General features: G+C 53.8%; 1 protein-coding gene. It reads right to left on the minus strand.

Going from position 1 to position 782, the window contains the following annotated elements; genetic code table 11:
* Positions 1–782 (minus strand): hypothetical protein (locus tag RCF13_RS20235; protein ID WP_308141519.1); only part of this gene is annotated, 782 nt, incomplete at both ends.

Raw genomic sequence — 782 nt, forward strand, 5'->3', positions numbered from 1 at the left:
GTAGGGGTCTTCCGTACCTGCAACGCTGATTTGCACGTTCTGGGTAAGGTTGACCGGCGCCATGCCGGCAGCTTGATTGATCATGTCAGCGCTGTATGGATTGATCCCATTTTCATGCTGAATGATTGCATTCATCAGCGCCTTAAGGGCGGCAGGGTCATTGTTAACGTCGAACTTCTCACCCTCACTGATTCCCATCAATTGAGAGAGATGACCGACATATGAGTCAACATTATTGCCATCCTTCCTCGGTGCGTATCTTTCAACTACGCTTCTTATGGTGTTCAGACCACGCGTTCCGTAAAGCCGGAGTTGTCGTGCAAGGGCATCTAGCCCCTCTTGAGGGGTCTGGAATCTTGCGAACCGCTCCGCCTCCTCTCGGCTGGCCCCGCGTTGGCCTGCGTACTCAAGGTTGCCAGGGTTGTTGTTTCGGATGCCGCGAGGGGCATTAATCCCGGCTGCGACGTTCGCTGACTCGATAACGGCCTGACCAGATTGTGCCGCATCGATCCGCGACTTACGCCGCTCCATTAGCTTTTTGATGGCCGCGCTAGGCAGGTCACCATTCATCAGGTCAGCGCCGAAGGCGGATAGATCTGCCGCCTCGTCTGCGGTTGATTGAATGAACGCCTTGAGGTCGCCGATCCCCAATTTCTTGAGAATTGGCTCAATGTATTGCTTCCAGCCGGCGCTTATACCTTCCCACGCGCCTTTCGCAGCCTCTTTAAGGCGATCAAACTGTTTGATGGCGTCACTGAAGTCTAATTGACCGATAATACGAT

The organism is Stenotrophomonas maltophilia group sp. RNC7, from assembly GCF_030910085.1.
GTDB classification, from domain to species: Bacteria; Pseudomonadota; Gammaproteobacteria; order Xanthomonadales; family Xanthomonadaceae; genus Stenotrophomonas; species Stenotrophomonas sepilia.